Annotated in this window: 13 protein-coding genes; 4 read left to right on the forward strand and 9 right to left on the reverse strand. The window is 71.7% G+C overall.

Translation table 11 applies throughout. From position 1 onward, the window contains the following. Window positions 1–2: 2 nt before the first annotated feature. Genes GU5_RS15020 through GU5_RS0109260 form a run of 4 tightly spaced genes read left to right on the forward strand, consistent with a single transcriptional unit; the run spans window position 3 to window position 3,818 of the window. On the forward strand, window positions 3–1,004 hold the full coding sequence (locus tag GU5_RS15020) for an ABC transporter substrate-binding protein (protein ID WP_010525299.1): 1,002 nt from the start codon (window positions 3–5) through the stop codon (window positions 1,002–1,004). Between the two features lie 5 nt (window positions 1,005–1,009). After that, window positions 1,010–1,798: an amino acid ABC transporter permease gene (locus GU5_RS0109250; protein ID WP_010525300.1), complete on the forward strand. Its 789-nt coding sequence runs from the start codon at window positions 1,010–1,012 to the stop codon at window positions 1,796–1,798. Window positions 1,799–1,808: 10 nt separating this feature from the next. After that, window positions 1,809–2,615 (forward strand): amino acid ABC transporter ATP-binding protein, encoded by an 807-nt coding sequence (locus GU5_RS0109255; protein WP_010525301.1) that lies wholly within the window; start codon window positions 1,809–1,811, stop codon window positions 2,613–2,615. A gap of 24 nt (window positions 2,616–2,639) precedes the next feature. Beyond that, on the forward strand, window positions 2,640–3,818 hold the full coding sequence (locus GU5_RS0109260) for a UDP-N-acetylmuramate dehydrogenase (protein WP_237704708.1): 1,179 nt from the start codon (window positions 2,640–2,642) through the stop codon (window positions 3,816–3,818). A 100-nt stretch (window positions 3,819–3,918) separates the two neighbouring features. Here GU5_RS0109260 and GU5_RS17650 read toward each other — a convergent pair whose 3' ends face one another. The 9 genes from GU5_RS17650 to mshD all read right to left on the reverse strand — a co-directional run. Beyond that, on the reverse strand, window positions 3,919–4,047 hold the full coding sequence (locus tag GU5_RS17650; RefSeq protein WP_010525303.1) for a putative transporter small subunit: 129 nt from the start codon (window positions 4,045–4,047) through the stop codon (window positions 3,919–3,921). A 2-nt stretch (window positions 4,048–4,049) separates the two neighbouring features. Continuing rightward, window positions 4,050–5,825 (reverse strand): sodium:solute symporter family protein, encoded by a 1,776-nt coding sequence (locus GU5_RS0109270; protein ID WP_010525304.1) that lies wholly within the window; start codon window positions 5,823–5,825, stop codon window positions 4,050–4,052. 474 nt (window positions 5,826–6,299) lie between these two features. After that, a complete protein-coding gene (gene asd, locus GU5_RS0109280; protein ID WP_255348842.1) occupies window positions 6,300–7,499 on the reverse strand; it encodes an aspartate-semialdehyde dehydrogenase in 1,200 nt (399 codons plus the stop codon). 133 nt (window positions 7,500–7,632) lie between these two features. Beyond that, window positions 7,633–8,268, reverse strand: coding sequence for a dihydrofolate reductase (locus GU5_RS0109285; protein WP_304411934.1), 636 nt, complete (start codon window positions 8,266–8,268; stop codon window positions 7,633–7,635). Continuing rightward, a complete protein-coding gene (locus GU5_RS0109290) occupies window positions 8,265–9,074 on the reverse strand; it encodes a thymidylate synthase (protein WP_010525307.1) in 810 nt (269 codons plus the stop codon). Before GU5_RS0109290 ends, GU5_RS0109285 begins: the two co-directional genes overlap by 4 nt. Window positions 9,075–9,140: 66 nt before the next feature. After that, entirely contained in the window at window positions 9,141–9,476 is a 336-nt protein-coding gene (locus GU5_RS0109295; protein WP_010525308.1) for a GNAT family N-acetyltransferase, read from the reverse strand. Between the two features lie 105 nt (window positions 9,477–9,581). Beyond that, a complete protein-coding gene (locus tag GU5_RS0109300; RefSeq protein ID WP_010525309.1) occupies window positions 9,582–10,568 on the reverse strand; it encodes an NUDIX hydrolase in 987 nt (328 codons plus the stop codon). Then, on the reverse strand, window positions 10,565–10,711 hold the full coding sequence (locus GU5_RS17290; RefSeq protein ID WP_158217722.1) for a hypothetical protein: 147 nt from the start codon (window positions 10,709–10,711) through the stop codon (window positions 10,565–10,567). The genes GU5_RS0109300 and GU5_RS17290 overlap by 4 nt, the downstream gene beginning before the upstream one ends. An 80-nt stretch (window positions 10,712–10,791) precedes the next feature. Beyond that, on the reverse strand, window positions 10,792–11,595 hold an 804-nt coding region (gene mshD / locus GU5_RS15025; protein WP_010525310.1), incomplete at its 5' end, for a mycothiol synthase.

Raw genomic sequence — 11,595 nt, forward strand, 5'->3', positions numbered from 1 at the left:
TCATGCCCAGCACCACGATCGAGACCTTCCGGGAGCCCCGCTTCCGCATCCCGCGCCGTGCCGCCGCCCTCGGCACGCTGAGCGTCGCCGCGCTGGCGCTCACGGCCTGCGGCGACGACGACTCCTCCGGCGGGTCCGGCGGGTCCGGCGGCTCCGGCGGGGACACCGCGGCGAGCACCGACATCCAGACCGAGCTGGACATCAGCATCGACGACGTCGAGCTCGCCTCCGAGGGGACGCTCTCGGTCTGCTCCGACGTGCCCTACCCGCCCTTCGAATACCACGACGACGAGGGGAACGTGGTCGGTTTCGACATGGACATCGCCCAGGGCCTCGCCGACGCCTTCGGCGCGGAGCTGGAGGTCGTGCAGACCGGCTTCGAGGGCATCCAGTCCGGCGTCGCGCTCAACGCCGACAGCTGCGACCTGGCGATCTCAGGGATGAGCATCACCGAGGAGCGGGCCGGGAACATGCTCTTCTCCCAACCGTACCTGGACGACAACCTGGGGCTGCTGGCCGCCGAGGAGAGCGGCGTCGAGTCCGTCGACGACCTCGACGACTCGATCACCGTCGGCGTGCAGGCCGACACCACCGGCGCGACCTATGCGACCGAGCAGGGCTACACCACCCGCGAGTACCCGGACTCCGGGCTGCTCATCCAGGGGCTGGAGGCCGGCCAGGTCGAGGCGGCGATGGGCAACATCTCCATCCTCGGCTACCAGGCCGGCGAGGACGCCAGCGTGACCTTCGTCGAGGAGATCGAGACCGGCGAGCAGCTGGGCATCGCCGCCCAGGAGGGCGACCAGCAGCTCATCGACGCCGTCGACGAGGTGCTGGCCGAGATGGAGTCCTCCGGCTACATGGACGAGGTGAAGACCAAGTGGTTCGAGAGCGGCGAGACGCCCGAGGAGGGCTCTGAGGAGTCCGGCGATGAGTCGGACGATGAGTCCGCCGGGGAGTCCGAGGAGTCGGCGGAGGACTCCTCGGCCGAGGATGACGGCTGAGCCGCATGGCGATGACCACCCGTGAGCGCGCCCGGCTGAGCCTGGGGATCCAGGCCGGCCTGTTCGTCGTCGCCGTGGCGGTGCTCGCCGTCGTCATGGACTGGCAGGCGATCGCCACCAGCTTCTTCGACGTCGAGCGGATCGGCCCGATGTTCCCGGACATCCTCGTCGTGGGGCTGAAGAACACCCTGGCCTACACCGCCGTGGGCTTTCTGCTCGGCCTGCTCGGCGGGCTGGTGCTGGCGCTGATGAAGCTCTCCAGCTTCCCGGTCTACCGCTGGCTGGCCACCGGCTACATCGAGTTCTTCCGCGGCATCCCGGCGATCCTGGTGTTCCTGGCGCTGGGCTTCGGCGTCTCCATCGCCTTCGGCTGGAACCTCGACTCGCTGCAGATCGCCGGCGTCTCGCTGGGACTGGTCGGCGCGGCCTACATCGCCGAGACGCTGCGCGCCGGGCTGCAGGCGGTGCCCAAGGGGCAGATCGAGGCCGCCCGGGCGCTGGGCATGCCGGCCTGGCGGGCGATGGTCACCATCCAGATCCCGCAGGCGGTGCGCATCGTGCTGCCGCCGCTGACCAACGAGGCGATCCTGCTGACCAAGGACTCCTCGCTGATCTTCGTGGTCGGGCTGACCGCCGGAGCCGCGGAGCTGACCAAGTTCGGCCGCGACGGCATCAACATCTACCAGGCGGGGCTCACTCCGCTGGTGGCCGCAGGCGTCTGCTACCTGCTGATCACCGTGCCGCTGTCCATCCTCGCCCGCCGCATGGAGCGGCGGACGTCGACGAAGAAGTAGGAGGCCCGGCATGGCCGAGTCCACCCCCGCCCCCGACGCCGCCGTCGTCGGCGAGCAGGCGCCGGCCGGCGTCGTGATCTCCGAGCTGCACAAGGCCTACGGACGCAACGAGGTCCTCAAGGGCATCTCGATGACCGTCGACCCCGGCGAGGTCGTCTGCCTGGTCGGCGCCTCCGGTTCCGGCAAGTCGACGCTGCTGCGCTGCGTGAACCGTCTGGAGGAGCCCGACGCCGGCACCATCACCGTCGCAGACCACGTCGCCTCGGACCCCGACGTCGACCTCGACGCGATGCGCCGCGAGATCGGCATGGTCTTCCAGCAGTTCAACCTCTTCCCGCATCTGAGCGTGCTGGAGAACTGCACGATCACCCCGCGCCGGGTGCTCAAGCAGTCCAAGGCCGACGCCGACGCCGAGGCGATGGCCCAGCTGCAGCGCGTCGGCCTCGAGGAGCTCGCCGATCGCCGCCCCGACCAGCTCTCCGGCGGCCAGCAGCAGCGCGTGGCGATCGCCCGGGCGCTGACCATGCGTCCGCGGCTGATGCTCTTCGACGAGCCGACCTCGGCGCTGGATCCGGAGACCGTCGGCGACGTGCTGGCGATCATGCGCCAGCTGGCCGAGGCCGGGATGACGATGATCGTGGTCACCCATGAGATGACCTTCGCCCGCGAGGTCGCCGACCGGGTGGTCTTCATGGACCAGGGCCATGTGGTCGAGGCCGGTCCGGCCGCGCAGGTCATCGGGAATCCGCAGCAGCCGCGCACGCAGGACTTCCTGCGCCGCGTGCTCGATCCGACCCATGTCGACCTCGACGACTGAGCCGCGCCGGGTAGGGTGAGCCGCGTGAACTCTCTGCAGACCTCCTCCGCACAGTCCGTCGCCGTCTCCGACGGGCCCCGTCATCTGGCCGAGCACACCACCGCCCGGGTCGGCGGCCCGGCCGGGGACTGGATCGTCGCCGAGACCGAGGAGCAGGCGCTGGAGGTGCTCGCCGCGCATCCGCTGCCCGACGACGAGACCCGCGCCGCCGGAGAGGACAGCCTGCTGGTGCTCGGCGGGGGATCGAACCTGCTGGTCTCCGACGCCGGCTTCGGCGGCACAGTGCTGCAGCTGGCCTTCGACGGCATCGCCGAGGAGGCCGACGAGGCGAGCAGCGACGACGCCGGCTCGCGCCTCGTCCGGATCGCCGCCGGCCACCGCTGGGACGACGTCGTCGCCTGGACCGTCCGGCACCGGCTGGCGGGCCTGGAGGCGCTCTCCGGGATCCCCGGCGCGGCCGGGGCGACGCCGGTGCAGAACGTCGGGGCCTACGGCGCGGAGATCGCCCAGACCCTGGTGGACCTGCGCGCCTGGGACCGGGCGGCCGGCGAGCTCGTCACCCTCGACGCGGAGGCCCTGGCCTTCGGCTACCGGGAGTCGGTGCTCAAGCGCACCACGCTGCACGGGTCGCCGCGCTATGTGGTGCTCTCGCTGCGTCTGCGGCTCGCCCACGACGGCGAGGACACGCTCTCGGCCCCGATCCGCTATGCCGAGCTGGCCCGCACCCTGGGACTGGATCCCGCGCTGGAGGAGGATCGGCGGCGCGCGCCGCTGGACCAGGTGCGCGAGCAGGTGCTGGCGCTGCGGGCGTCCAAGGGCATGGTGCTCGACGCCGACGACCACGACACCTGGTCCACCGGGTCCTTCTTCACCAACCCGATCGTGCCGGCGGACATGGCCGCCGGCCTGCCGGAGGAGGCCCCGCGCTTCCCCCTGGACGACTGGCGGGTCAAGCTCTCGGCGGCCTGGCTGATCGACCACGCCGGCTGCGGCCGCGGCTTCGGGGCCGAGCTGACCGACGGCCGAGCCTCGCTGTCGACGAAGCACACGCTGGCGATCACCAACCGCGGGCCGGCCGGCACCGGCGACCTGCTCGCCGTCGCCGGCGCCGTCCGCGAGAAGGTCCACGCGCGCTTCGGCCTCGACCTGCATCCCGAACCGGTGATCATCGGCGCCGCGGTGGCCGCTCCCGGCTCGCGCTGAGCGACTCGGGCCGACGACGCCGCCTGCGGCAGAGGACGAGCCCTGCGGATCCGTCGGGTGATGGATCGGCAGGGCTCGTCCGTCGTCGCAGGGGCCGGCGTCAGATCATCGGACGACCCTCGTCGCGGGCGCGGCGCGCGTCGCGGGCGAAGCCGCCGGCGATGACCACCAGCACGCCCAGCACGAGGGCGGGCCACATCAGGACGTAGACGCTGAGCAGCAGGTCCATGATCACTCCTTCGGTCCGGTGGGGGCGGTCTCGGCGGGGCGCGAGCCGGCGTCGTCGGGACGGGCCGCGTCGGTCGAGTCGACCGGCGCGTCCGGGCCGCCCGACGCGCGGCCGGCGTCGTCCGTGGTCTCGGCGCTGTCGAAGTTGCCGACGCGGGCATGGATGGTGCTGAAGTCGAACTCCTGTCCGCTGCGCATCGACATCAGCACGCAGACCAGGGTGCTGACCGAGTAGGCGACCAGGGACCCCGAGAGCACCGTGTAGTCGTGGAGCGTGCCCAGAGCCCAGGGGGAGGCGCCGACGACGGCCAGCACGGCGGCGACGCAGCCGACGCGGAGGCCGAAGAACCCGAAGGCCATCAGCCCGATGATCACACCGATCCCCAGCACGCCGAGCACGTCGACGGCCACGCCCAGCAGGGCCCCGAGGGCCCCGTCGACGGGCAGCCACTCGAAGCGCACCGGCAGGAAGACCGCCAGGGCGGCGAGCACGGCGGTGACGAAGGCCCGATTGGTGACCCGGCCCCAGTAGAAGCTGGAGATCACCGGGAAGACGAGGGCGCCCCAGAGCGCGCCGACGAAGACGAGCATGTCCAGGATGTCCAGCCGGAAGCTCGCGATGAGCACGCCGGCGGTCGTCGCCAGGACCATCGTCACCCGGCCGACCAGGAGCATGCGCTTCGGGTCGACGGTGCCGCGGCGCGCGACGTTCTGGCCGTAGATGTCGGCCATCATGATCGAGGACAGCGCCGAGAGGTCGGAGTCGGCGGTCGAGGAGAGCGCGCCGACGATGACCACCAGGAAGAGCCCCAGCGCCACGGTGGGCAGGTGCTCGGCGGCCATCTGCGGGACGATGTTGTTGGCGTCGCCCTCATAGGGCGTGAGGCCGAGGTACAGCGCCAGCACGCCGAGCATGCCGATGCCGATGACCATGGCCCCGTAGCCGATCGTGGCGGTCACGAAGGTGCGCTTGATGAGGTCCTCGCGCACGGCGAAGAGGCGCTGGGCGATGGTCTGGTTGCCGATGGCGTAGGCGAGCACCGCCGCGATGTAGGGCGCGCCCTGGCTGAGGAAGGCCTCCGAGGAGAAGAAGTTCGACTGCTCGGCGGACAGGTTCTCCGCGCCCGTCTGGAAGCTGGAGGGGAAATCGGCGGCGAAGAAGATGATCGGGATGATCACGCCGATCAGGGCGAACATCGCCACCAGCTGCATGAAGTCGGTCAGCGACGAGGCGCGGAATCCCGACCACAGGGTGTAGATCAGCACGCCGCCTGCGACGAAGAGTACGCCCTGGGCGAAGGTGAAGGGGGAGAACAGCGAGATGATCGCCCCGCCGGCGACGAAGTTCGTCGTCAGGCTGATGATGCTGCCGATCACATTGGAGCTCGCCAGCAGCAGCTGGCTGGAGCTGCCGTGGCGTGCCCGCATGATCTCGGCCAGCGTGTGGGCATTCGGGGCGATGCTGCGGATGCGCCGACCGAACGGGTAGATGAACAGGATCATCAGGGCGCCCCAGAGTCCGTAATGGATCGGCCCGGAGATCCCGTAGGTGTATCCGGAGGTGGCGGAGGCGTAGAGCGAGGAGGCCCAGATCCAGGTGGAGGTCATGCTGGCCGCCGCGATGCCGAAGCCGACGTTGTTGCCGGCCGTCATGTACGCGTCGGCGTTCTCCTTCTTCCGGCGGATCTTCAGGGCCATGTAGAGCGTGGCCCCATAGAACGCGGCGAGGATCACCAGCACAGTGGTCGAGCTGAGGAATGTCGATCCCGGTTCCCCCATAGGGTCCTTCCTGTCGGCGGCAGAGGGTCGGCGCACAGCGCGCGGACCTCCCTCGCGGACGAAGGACGGCGTGCGGCGCGGCTGCGCGCATACCGGATCAGGCTACAGAGGTGCCGGAGGGGCGATTCCGCGGGGCCCCGCCGTCGCGGGCTCCGGATCGATGCCTCTTAGGGCGCGGCGGCGGCGGTCGGCGACCGGACGCGCGCAGGACGCTGCTTCGGCCTGACGAGCGCGGTCGGGCGTGCGGCGTGCGCCGTCGGCGAGGGCTTCCGAGTCGGCATGGAGAGGGCGTCCAGCCGGCTGTCAGTCGGCATCGGGAAGCTCCGGACAGAGTGATGAAGATCACGTCGATCTGTGAGGAGGATCACCGGATCGTCGTCGGGCCTGCCGCGCACGACGAGGCCCCGACGTCGATCCTGCGACGTCGGGGCCAAGTCGGAGGGCCGGCGGACCGGCCGGGATGCGGCGGTCGGCTCAGAGCTTGCCGACGGCGATGAGCAGCATGCGGCGCAGCGGCTCGGCCGCGCCCCAGAGCAGCTGGTCGCCGACGGTGAAGGCCGAGATGTACTCGCCGCCCATGGCCATCGGCCGGATGCGGCCGACCGGGATCGTCAGATCGCCGGTGGCGGCCACCGGGGTCAGGTCCCGCATGGTGGCGTCCTTCTCGTTCGGGACGACCTTCGCCCAGTCGGTGCCGGAGGCGATGATCGACTCGATCTCGGAGACCGGCAGCTCCTCGCGCAGCTTCAGGGTCAGCGCCTGCGAGTGCGATCGCAGCGCGCCGACGCGCACGCAGAGCGAGTCGAAGGGGATCGCGTCGCCGCGCCGGTCGACGCCGGGGGCGAGGTCGTCGCCGCGGCCGAGGATCTTGTTGGTCTCCACGCCGGCCTTCCACTCCTCCTTGGCGACGCCGTTCCCGAGGTCGGCGTCGATCCAGGGGATGAGCGAGCCGGCCAGCGGGACGCCGAACTGGGCGGCGTCCAGGCCCTCGCGCTGGGTCTCGAGGACCTTGCGGTCGATGTCCAGGATGGCCGAGGCCGGGTCGGCCAGCTCCTCGGAGACCGCGCCGTGGATGTCGCCGAACTGGGTGACCAGCTCGCGCATGTGCTTCGCGCCGCCGCCGGAGGCCGCCTGGTAGGTCATCGCGGTGCCCCACTCGACCAGGCCCTCGGTGAAGAGGCCGCCGAGGCCCATCAGCATGCAGGAGACGGTGCAGTTGCCCCCGATGAACTCCTTCACCCCGGCCTCGAGGCCCGCGTCGATGACGTCGCGGTTGATCGGGTCCAGCGCGATGATCGAGCTGTCGGCCATGCGCAGCGTCGAGGCGGCGTCGATCCAGATGCCGTCCCAGCCGGCCTCGCGCAGCTTCGGGTAGACCGCCTTGGTGTAGTCGCCGCCCTGCGCGGTGACGATGATCGGCAGCTTCTTCAGCGTCTCGATGTCGTGCGCGTCCTGCAGCGTCGGCTCGGACGGGGCGACGCCGTCGAAGGACGGGGCGTCGCCGCCGGCGTTGGAGGTGGAGAAGAACACCGGGTCGAGGTGCTCGAAGTCCCCCTCGTCGAGCATGCGACGGACCAGCACGGAGCCGACCATGCCGCGCCAGCCGACGAGACCGATCGAGGGGGTCTCGGCGGTGGAGAGGGCGGAGACTGCGGGCGATGTCATAGAAGCCATGCCCTCCAGGGTAACGAACCCCGGTGCGCGCCGGCATGTCGGTCGTCACGGACGGGCGTCGCCCCGGACGGGTGGGACGCGCGACGACGGCGCCCGCGCCCGGGGCAGCTCGCGATCGGACCGCGAGCCCGGCTCAGCGACGCACGTGCGTCTCGAAGCGGTGGCGCAGCCCGTTCTCCGCGATGTGCCAGTCGCCGTCGGGAGGGTCGGCGGACTCCAGCCGCCAGTCCTCCTCCGGCAGCCGCGGGGCGCGGGTGTCGCCGTCGACGGCCAGGTCGATGACGGTCACCACGGCGGCGTCGGCCAGGCCGTGCTCCACCGCCTCGGCGTAGATCGCGCCGCCTCCGAGGATCCAGATCCGCTCCGGGGGCCCGTGCGAGTCGTGCGAGCCGTCTGAGCTGGAGGAGGCGCCCGTCGACGTCGGCGCCGCGGCGACCTGCAGTCCGGTCGCCAGCGAGTCGACGGCCTCGGCGCCGGCGCCCTCGATCTCCGCCGCGCGGGAGGCGTCGCCGGTGACGACGATGTTCCGCCGGCCGGGCAGCGGGCGGACGGCCTCGGGCAGCGACTCCCAGGTCCGACGGCCCATGACCACCGGACAGCCGCGGGTCATCGCCCGGAAATGGGCGAAGTCCTCGGGAAGATGCCACGGCATGTCGCCGTCGTCGCCGATGACCCGGTCCCGGGCCTGGGCCCAGATCATCCCGACCCACGGGTGCTCGCGCTCGGTGTGCGTCGGCACGGCGGCCGGCCGCTCGCTCCTCGGGCTCACACCGCCACCGGAGCCTTGATGGCCGGATGGTGCTGGTAGTCGACCACCACGAAGTCCTCGTAGGCGTAGTCGAAGATCGACGCCGGCGTGCGGGCGAACTCCAGCCGCGGGGCGGGCAGCGGCTCGCGGCTCAGCTGCTCGCGCACCTGCTCGCGGTGGTTGTCGTAGATGTGGCAGTCGCCGCCGGTCCAGATGAACTCCCCGGGCTCGAGGCTGACCTGCTGGGCGACCATCCGCGTCAGCAGGGCGTAGGAGGCGATGTTGAACGGCACCCCGAGGAACAGATCGGCGCTGCGCTGGTAGAGCTGGCAGGACAGCTTCCCGTCGGCGACGTGGAACTGGAACATCACGTGGCAGGGCGGCAGCGCCATGCGCTCGACGTCGGCCGGGTTCCAGGCGGTGACCAGGTGGCGGCGCGAGTCGGGGTTCGTGCGCAGCGACTCGACGACCTGGGCGATCTGGTCGATCTGGCCGCCGTCGGGCGTGGGCCAGCTGCGCCACTGCACGCCGTAGACCGGGCCGAGCTCGCCGTCGGCGTCGGCCCACTCGTTCCAGATGCGCACGCCGTGCTCCTGCAGCCAGCGCACGTTGGAGTCGCCGCGGAGGAACCACAGCAGCTCGTGCGCGACGGACTTGAAGTGCACCCGCTTGGTGGTGATCAGCGGGAACGACACGCTCAGGTCGAAGCGCAGCTGGCGGCCGAAGACGCTGCGCGTGCCGGTGCCGGTGCGGTCGGACTTGGCCGTGCCGTGCTCCAGCACCTCGGCCAGCAGGTCCTCGTACGGGGTGGGGATCGTCTCGCTCACGGCACCAGCGTACCGGTCCGGGGATCGCCGGCGACGATGCGGTCCGGGTGGTATCCGGTTCGCGGTTCAGCTCACGGGCGCCTGGAAGCGTCGGTACTCGGGGTGCCGACGCAGATAGTCGTCGATGTAGCTGCATTCGGAGAGGAAGTGGGCGTCCTGCTCGGCCAGGTGGTCCAGCAGCAGCGTGACCAGACTGCGGGCGTAGCCCTTCCGGCCGTGGGCTGGGCCGATGATCGTGTGCTGCAGGCGCGTGACCTGCTGTCCGCCGATCGTCTCCTCGGCGAAGCCGACGAACCCGATGAACGTGTCGACGCCGTCGAGCGTGTCCCACAGCTCGGCCCGGCCCCGGTCGGCGTCGAGGTGCATCCGCGCAGTCGGGTGGACGTTCTTCTTCTGCTCCATGGTGGGGAGACTACCGTCACCGTCGGCACCTGTCAGCGGTCGGCGGCGCGGGATCCGCCGTCGCGGACCCGACCGACTCGGCCCAGCCGTCATGGAGACGTCGGCTCAGTCGTCGAACGGGTCGTGGACCTCGATCGCGACGATCATGCCCGAGCCGTCCACGGCCTGCTGGGCGACGAGCACCGCGCCCGGGCGCAGATACGGGTCCTCGGACGGCAGCGCCTCGAGCAGCACGGGATCGCGGATCCAGCCGCGCAGCTCCTCGAGCACCATCGGCAGCACGGGCCGATGGGTGCACATCAGCACCGGCTGCAGCGCCTCCAGCGACTTGCGGGTGCGGTTCCGCGGCTTCTGCGGCTTCTCCTGCGCCCGCTTCTCGGTGAGCGAGTCCCGGTACTTCAGCCGGTGGCGGTGGCGTTTCACGTAGGGAGCGACGGTCTCCACGCAGCGCTTCCACGGGCTGGACTCCAGCATCCGGGGCCGCCAGGCGGTCAGCAGCCGCTCGACGGCCTTGGCCTGGCGCTTGCCGGTGGCCGCCAGCGGACGCTTGCCCTCGGCCTTGGACCAGGAGGCGCGCGGCTTGGCCTTGGCATGGCGCAGCACGATGAACGGGGAGGTGCGCAGCCGCATCTCCTCGTGGAGCCGCTCCAGCTCGTCCAGCGGCTCACGGTCGGTGTCGTTGCTCAGCATCTCGCGGGCCTGCGGGACGGCGACCCAGCGGACCTCGTCGGTCTCCTCGGCGTCGGGCTCGGGCTTGCCCTCGGTGACCTGGGCCGCCCAGTACCAGACCTCCTTGGACTTCACCTTGCCGTTCTTGCCGACGTCGTAGCGGGTGATCGGCAGCGGCATGCCCAGGCGGACCTTCAGCCCGATCTCCTCCTGGACCTCGCGGACCGCGCACTCCGGCAGCGTCTCGCCGGGGTCGAGCTTCCCCTTGGGGAAGGACCAGTCGTCGTAGCGCGGCCGGTGGATCAGCAGGACTTCGAGCGCGCCGCGGTTCAGCCGCCAGCACAGCGCGCCGGCGGCGAGCACCTCGGCGTCGTGGCCGTCGTCGGCGCAGGTCGTCGTGCGTCGGCGCGGCACGCGGGTCATCGGCCGCGTCGGCTCGGCCGGCGTCGCACCGGTCCCGTTCGTCGAGGGGGCGGCGACGGCGTGCTGCGCGGGCGCGCCGAGGCGTCCGCGCCGTCGGCGATGTCGGGGGCGGTGTCGTCGACGCTGCGGTCTGTGGTGTTCACGTCGGTGATGATCCTCGGGAGCTGCTCGGCGGTGCGGCGTGCGGGGTCTGGGGATCTCCGGGAGGGGGTCCCGGCGAGGGTCAGGAGGCGGCGTCGGCGTCGTCGGCGGGGGCGTACATGGTGTCGACGTCCCAGCGGGCGAAGCCCAGCGCGGTGTAGAGCTGCACCGCCGGAGTGTTGTCGGCGTCGGTGTAGAGCATGATCGCCCCCAGCCCGCGGGAGCGCAGATGTTCGACGCCGGCCAGCGTCAGCACGCGGCCCAGCCCGCGGCCGCGGGCCTCGGGGACCACGCCGACGACGTAGACCTCGCCGACTGGCTCGTGCCGGCCCTCGGCGGGGTCGGCGGGGTGGACCTTGGTCCAGTGGAAGCCCAGGAGCCTCCCGTCCTCCTCGGCGAGCAGGAAGCCGGCGGGATCGAACCAGTCCTCGGCCATCCGGGCCTCGAGGTCCTGGCGGGTCAGCCGGCCCTGCTCGGGGTGGTCGGCGAAGGCCGCCGCGTTGGCGCGGAGCCAGGCCTCCTCGTCGCGGCCGGGCTCGAAGGCGCGGATCTGCACGCCCGCCGGAGGTTCCGGCGCGGCGATCTCCTGCGGCGCGGTCAGCCGCATCCGCCACAGCTCGCGCACCGGGCGCCAGGCGAAGCGGGAGGCCAGCCGCACGGCGGCCTCGTGCTCGCCGTGCGCCCAGGCTCGGCGCGTCCGGCCCGGAGCCGGGGCGAGGGCGTCGGCGGCGAGCGCGTCGGCCAGCCGACCGCCGACGCCGTGCTGGCGACAGTTCGGCCGGACGACCATCTCCAGCACGTCGGGAGTCTCCGCGTCGCCGCGGACGACGACGCCCGCGCCGGCCAGCAGCGGGGCCTGCTGCCGCCGTCGGCCGTCTCGTCGCCG

This window comes from Nesterenkonia sp. F, from assembly GCF_000220985.1.
Taxonomy (GTDB): domain Bacteria; phylum Actinomycetota; class Actinomycetes; order Actinomycetales; family Micrococcaceae; genus Nesterenkonia.